Annotated in this window: 6 protein-coding genes; all 6 read left to right on the forward strand. The window is 72.0% G+C overall.

The annotated features are described in order from the left end of the window. Nucleotides 1-86: 86 nt before the first annotated feature. The 6 genes from IPL61_30140 (at nt 87) to IPL61_30165 (ending at nt 15,436) form a co-directional block, all read left to right on the forward strand. The gene (locus IPL61_30140) at nt 87-812 is read left to right on the forward strand and encodes a hypothetical protein (protein MBK9035470.1); all 726 of its coding nucleotides are present in this window, start codon (nt 87-89) and stop codon (nt 810-812) included. Next, complete coding sequence (locus IPL61_30145) at nt 809-3,238, forward strand: hypothetical protein (GenBank protein MBK9035471.1); 2,430 nt, start codon at nt 809-811, stop codon at nt 3,236-3,238. Before IPL61_30140 ends, IPL61_30145 begins: the two co-directional genes overlap by 4 nt. Continuing rightward, nucleotides 3,235-6,618 carry a hypothetical protein gene (locus IPL61_30150; protein MBK9035472.1) on the forward strand — a complete coding sequence of 1,128 codons (3,384 nt, stop codon included), beginning with the start codon at nt 3,235-3,237 and terminating at the stop codon, nt 6,616-6,618. Before IPL61_30145 ends, IPL61_30150 begins: the two co-directional genes overlap by 4 nt. Continuing rightward, the gene (locus tag IPL61_30155) at nt 6,615-9,422 is read left to right on the forward strand and encodes a hypothetical protein (GenBank protein MBK9035473.1); all 2,808 of its coding nucleotides are present in this window, start codon (nt 6,615-6,617) and stop codon (nt 9,420-9,422) included. Before IPL61_30150 ends, IPL61_30155 begins: the two co-directional genes overlap by 4 nt. A 24-nt stretch (nt 9,423-9,446) precedes the next feature. Beyond that, nucleotides 9,447-13,712, forward strand: a complete 4,266-nt coding sequence (locus IPL61_30160; protein MBK9035474.1) for a hypothetical protein — start codon at nt 9,447-9,449, stop codon at nt 13,710-13,712. Nucleotides 13,713-14,038: 326 nt separating this feature from the next. Next, the gene (locus IPL61_30165) at nt 14,039-15,436 is read left to right on the forward strand and encodes a hypothetical protein (protein ID MBK9035475.1); all 1,398 of its coding nucleotides are present in this window, start codon (nt 14,039-14,041) and stop codon (nt 15,434-15,436) included. Nucleotides 15,437-15,529 lie beyond the last annotated feature (93 nt).

Below are 15,529 nucleotides of genomic sequence, written 5' to 3' on the forward strand. Positions count from 1 at the left end.
GGAGCAGGGGTACTGTCGCGAGGGCGGATCGTTCGAATTGGTCGCTCCATCTTGCGCTTCCGCGACCCCTCTGCTATCAAGTAGGTATGCTGGTGGCGGGCGGGGACGGATCCTTGGATAACGTGGACGACAGCCGAGAGGGCTTGCGGCGGCCCGCTTGGCACGTTGGTCCCGCTTGCGCCGGAGGCATCATGCTGAACCATCCTTCGACCGAACGTCATCACCTGGTTCTGATGCTGTGTGTCTTTGCGTGCGCCTGCGGTGGAACGACGCCGGCCGCGACATCACCCACGAGCCAGGTGCTCGAAGGGCGCGCGCGCACGGTCACCTTCGAGTGCTCGGGCGCGGACCCCGTGCCAAAGCAGTACCCGATGACGTGCGCCGTGGCCAGCCCGTCGGGCTACTTCTGGACGACGATCGAGCCACTGCGCGAGTTGGCGCCCGGGAAGCCGATCTACGATCCGATCGGCTGGCCGCTGAGTCCGTGCATGAGCGGCATTGCCCTTTGCGGCACGGCCTATCGAGCGCCGGAAGGCAGCCACGTGCTCGCCTGCCGCGCCGCCGACCAGCGCTTCGACGGTCCGGTGGAGGTGGTGGCACCCGACGGATCGCTCCTCCTTCAGGGGTACTGTGTCGAGGGCGACCCGGCTGGCACGTGGTTCGATTGGAAACACGGCGAACTCGCCCGCACCTGGAGCACCTCTGCGGTTCCCGAGAAGGCGAGGGCCCACGACGGCGTCCGGTACATCGCGCCGGGTACCTACACGTACGGCAAACACAAGCTCGTCCCCCTGACGCCGGTGAAGCCATGATCAAGCTGCATCCGTCGACGGAACTGCACCTACTCCGCGGCATGTCGGTCACGCTCGACCTGCTCATGAACGACATCAATACCGACGTCTGGGACCGCATCAACAATACGATCGCGCTGCCCACGAGTGTCACCCTCGCCACCGTTGTCGACCGGACCCTAACGGCCGACACCACCTCCATGGGCACGGAGCGCGACTTTCTCAAGATCCAGTTCCCTCCGGGGACGGATCGACTCGAGATTCCCGTTCAGATCTCGGTTCACGAAACCCTCCTGCGGGTGTGGTGCTCCCACAATCGGCACGAGGTCGAGGTCGGGTCGAGTGATCGCGTCCTGGTCGTGTACGCTGAGTTCCGTGACGCTGCCGGCCACCCCGTGGTCGCCGAGGTCACCGGACGCAGGTTTCTGCACTATGACGTGTCGCCAATAGATGGGTTAACAGTCGACCCCGACGGACGCTTGGTGGTGCCACACACTGCCGGCACTTGGACGGTCACTGTCAGCGTGGATTCGGCGCTCCACATCACGCCGGCGCCCACCACCGACAGCGTCGTCATCGACGTGGTCCCCGTGCCCTCTGACCTGCAAATCTTGGTCAGGCACCACGAGGGCATCGAAGTTCGTCGCCGCGCGATACTGTTCATCGCCGAGGGCTGGACCGCGGACATGGAGGAGATGTTCAACCTCCTCTGTCGCTCCATCGCGAAGCGCCTGACGAAGGTGCAACCGTACAACCGGCTCGTCGAGTCACTCGACATCTACTCCGCGTTTACGCCCTCGGCCGAAGAAGGGATCACGATTGGCGCTGACGTCGTGGTTAGCCCGATGCACCCCGACCACGCCTACGTGCTTATGCCCGACGAGTCGCTGCTCAGCACGGTGGTGCGTAATGCCGGGCATCCAAACGAGCCGGGCGCTCCAACTACCCTGGCGGGCCTGCAGGCCGCCAGCGGGGTCGCCACGCTCACGCAACGCGAGTTCGACATCTGGAAGCTCATGGGCTCGGCCCGCCGCACGCGGGTGCGCGACACCGCATGGGGGCTGACGAGCACCTATCCGCATCATGGCCCCTACGCACACATGCAAGCAGTCGGGGTACAGGATCGCCTGCGCTGGCTGCAGTTCTCGGTGCTCCCGCGCGGGCCGTCCCGCATACCGTTCTTTCCCGATCACCGGCTGCCTGATCTACTCGGAACGCCTCCGCAAGACCCGACCACCGCCCATTCGGCTCGGCTTTTCGACTGGGTCGGCAAGTTGCGAACACCTGACGGTCCTCTGAGGATGGGGACGCGCTGGGGCCCCGGGGGGGACTCGGAAGGCATGGTGGTATTCTTGACCTTGTGCGACCTGCACGGCGGTGTGTTCGTCGACGACGCAGTCCAGCCGTGCGCGATCGTGACCACCGGCCGGGAGCACGATATCGGGGTCACTCTCTCCAGCCTCCCTGGCTTTCTCGAGGTCGTTGCCGGTAGCACCAGCTCGATCCTCGATGTCGAGACGCGCCGGCGGATGGTCGATACCCTCGCCCACGAGCTAGCGCATACGCCGGTACTCGGCCACCTCCACGACGAGTACGGCGGCCGTAAAATGCCGACGACTCTCCCGCCGTGGATCCGGTCGTACGTGGATGGCAAGCCGAATGCTCACATGCTCGACGACGTGCTGGACGGCGCGGGGCCCGGCATCGATCCGGAGAAGCTCAAGTGGCGGTGGCCGCGGGTGCGAGCCGGCGCGAGCGTTGAGCACATGGAGGCGGACGGTGATGACATCCTATTCACGCTCTCCCTGTCGCATGCCCTGAGGTGGCCGAAGAGCCCCGGCGGGCGGCCGGTCTGGTTGCGCCGCGGCCCGCTGTGGCCGAAGAAGACGTTGCGGCCGCCGGTCACCGACAACCCGCTCTTGATCGAGTTGGTCAGCTATGACCGGCAGCAGCAGCAGGTTCGCTGCAGGCCCATCGGTGCGGTGACCACGACCGACGTCATCACGTCGTTCTGGGGCACCCCCGGCCCAGTCAGTACGCCCACCGACTTGCGGATCGTGCTTCAGCGTCTGGACGACGCGGGGCGTCCGCTCTGGCTGATCAATGACGCGGTCGCCGCGGCGCTCGCAGCCGGGCCGCTGACTGAGAGCTTGAACTGCACCGACCAACTCGCTGCCGACCGCCGCGCGAACGTCGAGAACCTGCGGACCCGGACGCCGGCGGCCTACGAGGGCGGCGCGACCTTCAACTGCCAGACGATCCGACCCGGCCTCGAGTGCAAGCTGCACCGACGGATGGAGCCGGTGGAGCCGCTGAAGCCCATCAACAAGCGCTCGATGTGGGCGGAGCGCTTCTGTGTCGTCTGCCAGTACGTGATGACTTACGAGGTCGACGTTTCGTTGCTACCCAGGGTGGACACGCTGCTGGACGTGGTGCAGCCCCTATGAACGTTGATCTCTTCCGGGCCCTCGTCGCCGATGCCGCCACGGTCGTGGCTCGCATCGCCGCCGCGCTCCGCGATGGGGATTCGTTGAGGTCGCTGGCGCGCCGGCTGGGCTGGGACCTGGCAGGAGCGTTAGCCCCGCTGACCGCGGTGGCGACCCAGGCGCGGGCCGCGGCCGACGTCTTCTTGGAGCTGGACGATGCCAGCGACGGGACCGACTGGCTTGCACTCGCCAGCGCGGTCAATGATGTCCACGGCGCCATCGTCGCGCTCGACGGCGCAGATTTCGGCAGCCCACTGAACGCGGCGGGGTTCGCGACCGAATTCCCACAGCAGCTGCTGCACTGGGCGGTGATCGAGCACCTTGACGTCGATCGGCCGCGAGTCGCCGGTACCCTTCGTGCGCTCGGCATCATCACCACCGTGGCGCGACCGGCGGCAGGGATCCGGCCGGCCTTTGATGATACTCGCATTGTCTTGCCGGACTTCGAAGCACTGCTTCGCTCGCCGGTGGCGTGGCTGCGGGCGGTGTGGGCGTGGGGTGATCCGAGCTTCGACGGCTGGGGCTTCCTCGATCGGCTCGCCGAGGTGCTGGAGCACGCGGAGCTCCCGGTTGGGTTCGTGCCAGTCGCTCCGTCGGCGGCCGAGGAGGCATCGTCGACGGAAGGCAAACTCCGGCCTCACCTGCTGGTGGGCTTGATTCGTGGATTCGCGCCGGCCTCGGAGGTGGAGTTGGGCCTGAGCCTTGTCGCACTCGCGGAGGCCAGCGGTCCGGTGATTGCGGTGATCCCGTACGGGGTCGGCGACCTCGGTCTGGGTGTGACGTTTTCGGGATTGCAGCTTCTGGTGCGCGGAATGGCCACCGCCGGCGAGCGCGGGCTGCTGGTCCGGCCCGACGGCGTCACGGTGGCGGATGATCCGCTAGGGCTAGACCGGGCGACCGTAGCAGGCGAGCTTAGGTTTGCGCTGTCGCGCGCTCCAGGCGAGGTTGCCCAGGTGAGCGACGGACCGGTGCAAGCATCGACCAGTGGCTGGACGCTGAGCGCAGGCGGCAAGGGCGCGGCCGGTGGCGGCAGCGAGCTGTGGATCGAGCTGGCGCTGCCAAACGTGCAACTCGGCCTGCCGACAGCGGGGAGCGGGTTTGTCGGCGCGGCCGTCGGGGGCGCGCAGGAGCGCGTGCCGGTGTCCCTGACGATGGGGTTGTCGACCAAGCGCGGGCTGTATGTCGGTCCGACAGGATTGACCCATGACCGGGCGGTGTCGTTGCGGCTGGGGGCGCTTGAGGCACAGCGCATCTCCGTGGAGTTGGCGGGCATCGAGCGCGGTCTGGCCGCGGAGATGCGGACCGCGCTGGCGTTGAAGCTTGGGCCCGTCGGGCTGACCGTTGAGGGGCTCGGCGTCGCATTGAGGTTGAGGTTCCCCGCGGCTGGGGGCAACCTCGGTCCCGTCGATCTGAGCGCCGCGGAGCTCGCGCCGACCGGGTTCGGGGTGTCGGTAGATAGTGCAGTGGCGCACGGCTTCGGCCAAGTGGCGCGAGTGGGAGCGACAGAGTATCGCGGCTCAATTGCGCTCGCTGTGCTCGGCGCGCAAGTGAGCGGGTTTGGGATGCTCGACGATTCGCCGGGCGCCGGTTCGTTCGTGGCAGCGATCTCGGCGGAGTTCTCGCCGATCCAGCTCGGCCTCGGCTTCACGCTCGACGGCATCGGCGGGCTGATCGCCATCCATCGCCGCGTCGACACGGACGCGCTGCGCGCGGCGCTCCGCACGCCCGCGGGCATGGGCGATATCTTCTTCCCGGCCGACCCGATCGCGCAGGCCGACCGCCTGACGACCGATCTGGCGACCTACTTCCCGGCGGCGGAGGGCCGCTACGTGTTCGGCCCGGCGGTGAAGTTCGGGTGGGGGACGCCGACGATGGTGCGCGGCGTGCTGGCGGTGCTGCTGGAGCTGCCGGCGCCGGCGCGCGTCGTGGTGCTCGGCACGGTGTCCGCCAAGCTGCCCACGGTCGAGCACGCCATCGTCGACCTCAACGTCGACGTGGTCGGCGAGGTCGACTTCGCGCAGAAGCGCGTGGCGATCGACGCGTCGCTGCGCAACTCGACGATCGCGGGGTTCCCGATCACCGGGGACATGGCGTTCCGGATGGCCTGGGGCAGTCCGCCGAGCTTCGCGCTGTCGATCGGCGGCTTCCACTCGCAGTTCCGGACGCCGCCGGGCTTCCCAGAGCTCCGGCGCATCCAGATCCCGCTGGGCGCGGGCGACGACCCGCGGCTCGACGCGCAGGGGTTCCTGGCGCTGACCTCGAACACGGCGCAGATCGGCGCGCAGGTCGATCTGTACGCGTCGGCGGGGCCGCTCAACATCAAGGGCGGGCTCGGGTTCGAGACGCTCTTGACGTTCTCGCCGTTCCATCTCCAGGTCGACGTGTGGGCGGGCGTCGCGTTGCGCCGCGGGACCAGCACGCTGGCGAGCGTGCACTTCGACGGTCACCTGAGCGGGCCGAAGCCGTGGCGGGTGGACGGCAAGGCGTGCCTGTCGTTGTGGTTCGTGGACCTGTGCGTGCCGATCCACGTGTCGTTCGGGGCCGCGCAGGCGGTCGAGCTGCCCCGGCGCGAGATCTGGCCGGCGCTGCACGACGCGCTGGCGACGCCGGCGGCGTGGGCGAGCACAGTGCCCCCGGGGCTGACCGCGGCCGTGACGGCGCCCCCGGTCGGTGAAGCGGCGGCGCTGCGCATCGAGCCGTGCGCGACGTTGACGGCGACGCAGAAGGTGGTGCCGCTCGATCGCCAGATCACCGCCTTCGCGCAGGGGCGGCCCGAGGGCGCAGACCGGTTCGAGGTCAGCGGGGTGCAGCTCGGCGCGACCGCGGTGCCGGCGCCGGAGCTCGCACCGGTGACCGAGTGGTTCGCGCCAGCGCAGTTCGAGGAGATGAGCGAGGCCGCCAAGCTGTCGCGTCCAGGCTTCGAGCAGATGGTCGGCGGTGTCTCGGTCGGGGCGACGACGATCCGCGCGGGGGCGCCGCTGGTGCGGCCCCTCGACTACGAGACCGTCGTCGTGGTCGGGGGCCAGCGGCAAGATGCGCCGCGGTACCGCCCGACCCGCCTCCAGCAGCTCGAGGGTACGCTGGCGTCGGCGAGCGGGCGGCCGCCGCTGCGCGCCACGGGCGCGGCCGCGTTCGCGTCGGCCCCTGGCACGCCGCCCCGGCTGCAGCTGCGCGAGGAGACCTTCGTGATCGCGTCGGTCGATGAGCTGGCGGCCCGTTCGGACCTGGCCGCGGCGGGCACGCGCGGCCAGGTCGAGCTGGCGCTGCGCGCACACCTCGCGGCCAATCCCGGCGACGCGGGGCGACTCCAGGTGGTGCCCACGTTCGAGGTGGCGGCATGAGCGACGATGACGCAGCGCTGCGGTTCTATCCCTGGGTGCGGCGGGGCGCCGCCGCGTACCTGACCACCGCCGACGCGGCGAGCGCCTCGGCGCGGGCATCGATCCCGGCGACGATCACCTTCAACGACGCCGCGGCGAACCTCACGGCGACGACCACGCTGGACCTGGTCGGGCCCGGCGACGTCGTCGGATTCGACGCCCGGGTGATCAGCCGGCGCTCGCCGCCCGAGCACACGTTCGACGCGGAGCCGAACTACTTCCCGGCGATCGAGTTCGACCAGGCCGACCTGCCGTGGCGGTACACGCCCTGCAGCGAGGACGCGACCGCGCGCGTGCGCCCGTGGCTGTGTCTGCTCGCGTTCACCGAGGACGAGCTCGAGCCGTTCGTGCCGACCTCGGCGGACCGGCCGCTCCAGTCCGTGACGGTCAAGGCGGCGACCGCGATGCCGCCACCGGATCAGACCTGGGCGTGGGCGCACGTGCAGGTGAGCGGCGACGACGACCTGTCGCTGCTCGAGGTCGCGACGCAGGCGCCCCATCGCTGCCTGGCACGGCTCTTGTGCCCGCGGCGCCTCGCCCCGCGAACCAAGTACTGGGTGCTGCTGGTGCCGGCGTTCGAGGTGGGGCGCCTGGCCGGGTTGAAGCAGCCGCAGCCGGCCGCCGCACCGGACCCGCTCGCGTCGGCGTGGAGCGGGACGACGCTGTCGGCCCCGCTCGAGCTGCCGATCTACCATCGCTGGACGTTCACGACGGGGTTCGACGGGGACTTCGAGGCACTGGTCCGGCGGCTCACGCCCGCGCCGCTGCCGGCGACGGTGGGCACGCGCGGCCTCGACGTCGCGCAGCCCGGCGCCGGCCTGCCCGCGCCGACGGTCGAGCCGCTGCCGCTTGGTGGCGCGCTACGCCCACCGGGCCTGTCCGCGCCGACCGCGATCGATCCGGACTTCACGACGGGGCTGGCGAGCCTGCTGAACATCCCGGCGGAGGTGCGCGCGGCCGGCGGCACGCCGGTCGTCGCGCCGCCGTTGTACGGCGCGTGGCACGCGGGCCGCGAGCGCCTGGCGGCGGATGCCCCGAGCTGGTTCGCGGCGGTCAACACCGCGCTCGACACCCGGGTCGCCGCGGCGAGCGGCACCGCGGTCGTCCAGCAGAAGCAGGAAGACCTGATGGCCGCGGCCTGGGACCAGGTCGCTGGGATCCGCGAGGCCAACCAGCAGCTCCGCGCCGCCCAGGTGGCGCGCGCGGTCGGCGAGCGGCTCTACCAGCGGCACGTCGTCGCCGCCGACGACACGGCCGCCCTGACCCTGACCGCGACCGTGCATGGCCACATCCGCGGCGCGGTGCGCACGGTGCGCGGGACGGTCGATCGCAGCCCACCGCGGCACGCGCTCCTCGCGAGCGGGCTGCGGCGCCTGGGCCGGCCCCTCGGTCCCGTTGGTCGCCGCCAGGCCCGGCCGGATCTCGTGGTGCCGAGCGCCCTCGAGCGGGTCAACGCCGGGGAACTCGAGGCGCTCGCCGCCACGCCGCCCCCGCTCGCCCCGTCGGTGCCCACGGTGACCTGGTTCGAGGGCGTCACGAAGACACCCTATCCGACTGGCAAGGACGTCGACGCTGCGCCCATCGCCGAGAAGGTTTACGCGTGGGACCCGGTCGACGGCGACGCGCCGGACAAGTGGGACCAGGGCGATCAAGGCGATAGCCCGTCGATGGCGGCGTTCCGGGCCGCCGCCAGCGCCTTGCTCGGGCGGGAGTTCGCGCCCGGGGCCGGTCAGACGCTCACGCCCCTCGACGTACCCGCGCTGCGCGCGGTCGTCCAGGCCGCGGTGGATCCGCGCACGACGATCGCGGAGGCCTTCGGAGTCCGGATGGTCCCCGCGGCTGGGTTCAGCTGGACACCACCCGATCCGCTCGAGCCCGTGATGGCCCACCCCGACTTTCCTCAGGCGATGTTCCGCCCGCTGGCGGCGATGTCGCCCGACTGGATCTTGCCGGGGCTCTTCGACGTGCCCGCCGACCGCGTGACGCTGGCGAAGACCAACCAGGCGTTCATCGAGGCGTACATGGTCGGGCTGAACCACGAGCTCGGCCGCGAGCTGCTGTGGCGCGAGTACCCGTCGGATCAGCGCGGTAGCTACTTCCGCCAGTTCTGGGAGCCCGCGGGGGAGTCGACGCTCCCGCCGGAATCCGCCAAGGACATCACCCCGGTCCATGGCTGGGGCCTGACGACGCTCGGCGCACACTGTCCGCGCCCCGGGGCCGGCGATGAGCTGGTGCTGGTCGTCCGCGGCGAAGCGTTGCGGCGGTACCCGGGCACGCTCGTCTACGCGCAGCGCGCGGCGGTGACCGCGGGGGGCCTCGGGCTCGCATCGGACGCGCAGCAACGCCGGCCAGTGTTCACCGCGCGGATCGATCCGGACGTCGCGCTGTTCGGGTTCGCGCTGACCGAGGCCGAGGCGCGCGGCGACGCCGCGGCGGGTATCCCCGGTTGGTTCTTCGTGTTCGAGGAGCAGCCGGGGGATCCGCGGTTCGGGCTCGACACCGGCGCCACCGAGCCGCCGAGCGCCCTGGACGATCTGGCGTGGGAGCACCTCGCCGTGCCACCTGGGGACGTCACCTCGATCGCCTACATCGATCTGGCGGTGCCACGATCCGAGATCGCAGCCCTCGAGGTGCCCACCGGCCCCGCGTGGCACGCGATCTTGGTCTCGCCCAGCGTGCGCGTGGCACGCGGCGCCGATCAAGCCGTCATCACCCACCAGCGGCCTGTGCGCGTCGCGCTCTACGGCGCTGACCTGCTGCCCTGATCGCTTCACGCCCCCGAGGACGCCATGGCCGACCTTGCGCTCGAGCTCGAGCAGCTCAGCACTGACTACCCGATCGCGCTGCTCCCAGTCCGGATCGAGACGCGCTTCTTCCAGAACCCGCCCGAGCTCCGGATCCGTGTCTATCCCGACGAGATCTTCGCTGATAGCCATCGCCCGGCGCCGACGACGGCCGAGTGGCAAGCCGCGCTGGCGTACTGGACGACCGGCTGGGCACCGGCGGCCGAGCTCGACGCCTGGCGCGCGCTCACGACCCAGTACCCGCCGGAGCGCGCCGCGTGGCTCGTCGCGGTCTCGACCCCGACGAACCTGGCCGAGCGCCCCGCGCAAGCCCCCGTGTTCCCGCAGGTCGAGCTAAAGGACGACCTCTTGCCGGATGTCCGCGCCGCGGCGCTCCCCCGCGCCTGGACCGTGATCGCCTACAACGGTGGGGCCGAGGTCCAGCGCGTGACCGGGCGCGACATCGTCGAGCCGATCGCCCTGTCCTTCGCCCCGTCGGTCGCGGCGGACGATCCCTCGATCGTCGCCGTCGATGAGCTCAAGATCGAGCGGGAACTCCTGTGGGCCGTCGACTACGCCGAAGCCGAGCAGGTCGGCATGGCGGTCACGATGCCGCTCACCCCGGCCGATCTTGCGAGCGGCTTCGATCGCGTCATCGTCCTCGGGGTCCGGACCCAGACGAGCGAGGTCGATGGCGCCGAGCTGCTCGCCGAGCTCGTGCGCGCCCACCGGTACACCCGCGGCGTCGGCCTGGTGGCGCAGGGCACCCCGACCAACAACACCGCGACGGCTCCCGCCGGGTATCCCCCGCCCGAGGATCCGGTCGCGCGCTACGCCGTCGAGCGCGGCGACACGACCGTGGTGCCTGGCAGCGACGGACAGGCCCTGAGCGTCGCGCTCGGCCTGCCGACGAAGCCGGCGCCGCTCGATCACGTGGACGGCGTCCGTCGCACCGAGCAGGCCCGCGCGGCGGCGATGAACGTCGCGCTGTGGCCGTGCACGCTCGGCTACTACCTCGAACAGATGATGGCGCCGCTCCTGACGGCGCCCCAGATCGCCGAGGTCCGGGCCCACTTTCGCGACTTCGTCCGCGGCCGCGGCCCCCTCCCGCTGGCGCGCATCGGCCGCGTGCCGTACGGCATCCTGCCCGCGACCTCGATCGAGGCGTGGGAGACCTCCGACAGTCCGTCCGGCCCCGACGATTTCGGCCCGTGGCTCGACGCGGGCCTGGCGTCGCTGCTCCGCGCGTGGCGCCAGGCGTTCCTCGCTCGGATCCCCGGCGTGCCCCACGTCGGCGCGTCGGCTGACCCTGACGCCGACTTGCTCGGCGTGCTCGCGCGCGACGCGCAGAGCCGTGAACTGCGGTCTCGGGCCGTGCACGGTCCAGCGCTCGTCCGGAACTTGATGGTGCTGCTCGGCGGCAGCATGACCGCGCTCGATCAAGCGCGCCCGACGCTCATCGCGCAGGCGCTCGCCGATGCCGGTCTCACCGGGCTCGCGCCGCGCATGACCCAGATGACGCTCGCCGACCGGGCGTTGCGCATCGGGCGCTCGCTGGTCTCGACCGCGCCGCTGTCCGAGGTGGCCGACCTCGATCCGAACTACATCGACGAGATCCGGACAGCCACGGTGGCGGAGCTCCGCCTCGCTGGCGGCGCCGGCGAGCCCGCCTTCAGCAACCCGCTCCTCTACCACCTGCTCCGACACGCGACGCTGGTCGAGCTCACGCGCGTGGGTACGAGCGTCGCGGTGGTCGCCGGCGTGGCCGACGCGATCGACCAGGTCGAACGCGAGCTCCATCGCATCGGCCCGGGTACCGAGGGGCGGCTGACCGCGTGGGAGCGCCTGGACGCGCCCATCGCCGGCGTCACCGGCGGTGAGTCGCTGGGGTCGTGGCTAGGTGACCCGAGCTCGACCGACACCCGGCGCGCGACCGTCCGCGAGCATCGTGCCGCATTGGCCACCTTGGCCGAGGTCCCGACCGCCGAGCTCGCGCGCCTGCTCGTCGAGACGCTCGACACCTGCTCGCATCGCCTCGACGCCTGGCTGACGTCGCTCGCGACCCGCCGGCTGGCGGCGATGCGAGCGACCCAGGGCCAGGGCGTCTACCTGGGCGCGTTCGCGTGGGTCGAGAACCTCCGGCCCCAGAGCGCGCCCCGTCCCGGCACCGCCGGCGGGTTCATCCACGCGCCCTCGGCCGCCCACGCCACGACTGCGGCGGTGCTGCGCAACGCCCACCTGACCCGCGTCGGGACGATGCGCGACGAGGCCGCGGTCGAGCTCTCGTCGACGCGCGTGCGCGGCGCGCTCGACCTCCTCGATGGCGTGCGGCAAGGCCTGCCGCTCGGCGCGCTCCTCGGTTTCCGCCTGGAGCGGGCGCTCCACGACCGGGGGCTCGACACGTACATCGCCGACGTCCGGGAGCGGTTCCCGCTGGGGCGCGATCCCGGCGCACCCCTGCCGGGCGCGAACGAACGCATCGCCGCGCGCAACGTCGCCGATGGCCTCGCGGTGCGGACCGCGATCGCGGGGGCGACGACCGCCGGCGAGCTCCCGTGGTCGACCGTCCTGGCCTTCGTCGCGCCGAGCCACCAGGGGGACGTCGCCCAGATCCTGTTCGCGCTCGATCACGACGTCGACGCGGTGGCCGACCTGCTCCTGGCGGAGTCGGTCCACCAGACCGTCCAGGGCAAGACCGAGCGCGCGGCCGCGACGCTGGCCTCGCTCGCGGGCGGCGGCGCGATCCCAGATCCCGAGGTCGCGCGCACGCCGCGGCGCGGGACCAGCGTCACGCACCGCGTCGGCTTCCTGCTCGGCGGGCTGCCCGCGCCGACCTGGCCCGAGACGCCGCGCGCCGGCGCGGAGCCGCGGCTCACCGCCTGGGTGGCGCAACGGCTGCCAGATCCCACGCTCGTCCAGTGCCAGATCAGCTACCTGCTGAACGCCCCCGATGGCTCGCATCCTCGCGTCACCACCTGGATGACGCTGGCCGAGCTGGGGCTCGGCCCCCTCGACGTGGTGGCGCTGGCGCGCGCCACCGATCGCGCTGGCCGGGGCGAGCTCGATGCCCGGCTGCGGGCCTACATCGCCACGACCCTCGGCGCCCGTCAGGACGTCGAGATCTCGCACGAGCGCCACCCCGAGATCGCGGTCGTGTCGTTCCCGGACCTGCTCGAGCTGGCGCGTGTCCTCGACGACGCGCTCCGCCACGCGCGCCCCATGACCGCCGCCGACCTGGCGCCGATCGGCGCCGATGTCCCCGCAGGCATCGATGCGGCCGAGGTGACCGCGCGGGCCGACGCCACCGTGGGCGCGCTCGCGATGACGCAGGCGAACCTCGCGGCGGCACTCGCCATCCCCGACGTCGAGAACTCCTCGATGGCGGCGGCGGAAGTGCGCGCGGCACTCTGGGCCGTCGCCGCCTATGGCGTCCGCAGCGCGGTGCCGCGCGGTGTCGACGACGACGATCCCGTCGAGCGAGCAGCGCTGATCCGGGCGGGCCAGTCGGCCTTGGCCGAGGTCGCGCGCCGGCTCGCCGCCTGTGCGAGCGCCGCAACCTCGACGACGTGCCTCCAGGCGGCCTTCGGCGGTGACCTCACGGTGCTGCCGACCTTCGTGCTGGACAACGCCGCCGAGGTCGACGCAGCGCTCGCGCATGGCCCGACGCTGGTGGGCGAGCCCCGTGCAGTGCGCCGCTGGCTGGAAGGCGCGGCGGCCGTGCGCGAGCCGCTCGCCGCCCTCCGCTTGGCCAGCCTCGTCAGCGAGGCGCTCACGACGACGGCGCCGATCGAGCCGCAGGTCGTGCAGGTGCCGCACGATCCGGACCGGCCCTGGGCCGGCGGCACGTTCGCCGCCGCCGGGCTCCGCCCTCGGTCAGACACCGTGTCGCTGGTCCTCGAGCTGCCGTTCGGGGCGAGCGGCGTGCTGGCCGGCATGGTCATCGATGAGTGGTCCGAGCTCATCCCGGCCGCCGCGCAGGACACGTGCTTCGCGATCCACCACGACGCCCCTGGCGCCGAGGCGGCGCAGTGCATCCTGCTCGCGGTGCCCCCGGCCACCAAGAGCGGCGCGTGGAACCTGCCGCACCTCGAGGCGATCCTGCACGAGACCCTCGACCTCGCGAAGATCCGCGCCGTGGACGCCGAGCAACTCGGCCCCCTGGGGCTCCTCGCCCCGACGACCATCCTCGCCGCCAACCTCGGCGACGACACCATCGGCCACGATCTCTCGGTCCACACGATCGACGAGGACGCGGTCTTGACCCCGGAGTGAGCATGCCTTCGATCACCTTCTGGAACCGGCTCGAGCCACGACCGCGCGCGGTCGACCTGAGCGAAGCGCTGGCCGCGCGCGCGTACGACCCGGCCTGGCTCCTGACGCGCCAGTGGCAGCTCGGCGAGTTCCAGGGCGAGGATGCCGGCGCGCCGGCCTACGTCCGCGTCACGACCGCGATCGCACCGCTCACGGCCTGGGGGGCGGCCGGCGCGACGCCGAGCGCCCTGGATCCGGTCGCGCCGCTCGAGGCCAGCCTGACCGCCGAACCCGCAGCGCCCGATGACCTCGCGCGCGCCGTCGAGATCGGCCAGACCCTCGCGCGCTTGCTGACCGACAACGGCGCCGCAGACCTGCGGCCGCTGTTCGTCGCCGCCTATCCGATCGAGGACCGCGTCGAGGACGATCCGCGCGCGGCGCAGCTCCGCGGCCTCTGGCGCGGGCGGGCGATCGATGGCCAGGCGCTGTGGGCGGCGACGCGCCTGCCGGTGCCGCCCCCACCGCCGGGCGTCACGACCACGCCAGCCCCGGTCCCCGGCGTGCCCTGGACAGTCCCAGCCGCACGGCGCGGCCAGGCCGCGGCGGCGATCGCGAGCCTCGTCGCCTGGATCGAGGAGGTGCGTGGCGCGCCCGGACTCGGCGCGCCTGCCGGCTGGCAGACCGAAACCCTGAGCGCAACGGCCCGCGCCTATGGCACGGCGCCGACCGGCAACCCGGTGGGCTTCACGACCACCCCGGACCGGCGCGGCGATCTCGACTGGTTCGCCTTCGATCGCCTCCTCGACGCGCCACCGGTCGGCACGCCGACCGGCGTGGTCACGACCGAGACCCGGGCGGTGATCCCCGGGCCGGTGCGCTTTCGCGGCATGCCCAACGAGCGGTTCTGGGATTTCGAGGACGCGCGCTTCCCCATCGATGCGATCCAGCCGGACCGCCGCAACCTGGCGTCGATGCTGCTCCTCGACTTCATGCTCGTGCACGGGAACGACTGGTACCTCGTGCCCTTCGAGCAGCCGGTGGGCACGATGTGCACGAGCGAGGTCCGCGTCGTCGACGTCTTCGGTGCCTCGACGGACATTCCGCGTGCCGAGGCGGGCGCCACGGCCGGCACCGGGCGGTTCGCGATGTTCGCGATCGCTGGGGACGGCGGCGCCCTCGCGCCGTTTCACCTGGTGTCACACTCGGCGTCCGCGGCCGTGCAGGACGGGCCCCCCGTCGAGGAGGTGCGCTTCCTCCGGGACGAGATGGCCAACCTGGTCTGGGCCGTCGAGCACACGACCGCCGGAACGCTCGGAAGCGGGCGCCGCGCCGCGGACCGACCGACCGAGCCCGTCGTCGGCGAAGCCCCCTTGCCGGTCGGCGCGACGCTCCGCTACCGACTGCAGTCACCGGTGCCGCGTCACTGGTTTCCTCTGCAGCCCGTCAAGCTGCCTGGCGGCGACGAGGTCGCGCTCGAGCTGGCGGGGCTGCTCACCGCCGACTCCGCGACGCCGGCCGTGCCTGCGCCTCGGGGCCGCGTCCTGACGACCGATGGCACCGCCCCGCTCCGGGTCCGCGAGGAGTACATCCCGCGCGAAGGCACCCAGGTCCGCCGAGGGTACCGGCGTGCGCGCGGCAGCGATGGCTCGACCCACGTCTGGCTGACGCGCACGCGTCGCGTCGGGACCGGCGAGGGCAGCGCCGACCTGCGTTTCGACCGCGCCGTCGACGCACCCGCCCCCTGATCGCGGACGCGCGCGTGGGCTTCGCGTGCCGAACCGCTCGTCATCGCGCGACGCCCGGAGTGGCCGATCGGGCGCCGTTCCAGGGCGCGATGG

The organism is Myxococcales bacterium, assembly GCA_016717005.1.
Classification (GTDB): domain Bacteria; phylum Myxococcota_A; class Polyangia; order Haliangiales; family Haliangiaceae; genus UBA2376.

What these genes read in the sequence shown, in the direction of transcription:
- IPL61_30155 (MBK9035473.1), top strand. Translation starts at nt 6,615, where the DNA reads ATGAGCGACGATGACGCAGCGCTGCGGTTCTATCCCTGGGTGCGGCGG.
- IPL61_30160 (MBK9035474.1), top strand. Translation starts at nt 9,447, where the DNA reads ATGGCCGACCTTGCGCTCGAGCTCGAGCAGCTCAGCACTGACTACCCG.
- IPL61_30145 (MBK9035471.1), top strand. Translation starts at nt 809, where the DNA reads ATGATCAAGCTGCATCCGTCGACGGAACTGCACCTACTCCGCGGCATG.
- IPL61_30140 (MBK9035470.1), top strand. Translation starts at nt 87, where the DNA reads ATGCTGGTGGCGGGCGGGGACGGATCCTTGGATAACGTGGACGACAGC.
- IPL61_30150 (MBK9035472.1), top strand. Translation starts at nt 3,235, where the DNA reads ATGAACGTTGATCTCTTCCGGGCCCTCGTCGCCGATGCCGCCACGGTC.